Here is a 210-nt window from a genome sequence, read left to right on the forward strand (position 1 = left end):
AAGAGGAAGCTAGAGCAGAAACATTACGCAAACAACAAGAGGCAGAGGCTAAAGCACAAGAGGAAGCTGCACGTTTAGAAGCCTTAGAAGCTGAAAAAGCTAAAGCAGAAGAAGCGGCCAGATTAAAGGCAGAACAAGAAAAACAGAAAGCTGAAGAGGAAGCTAGAGCAGAAACATTACGCAAACAACAAGAGGCAGAGGCTAAAGCAC

The 210-nt window shown here is 44.3% G+C and carries 1 protein-coding gene; it reads left to right on the forward strand.

Annotated features, from left to right (window positions below):
- The coding region (locus ACXAG4_RS15550; RefSeq protein WP_475297014.1) for a hypothetical protein at nucleotides 1-210 on the forward strand (210 nt) is incomplete at both ends.

It is taken from the genome of Seonamhaeicola sp. ABD4_175 (assembly GCF_056160885.1).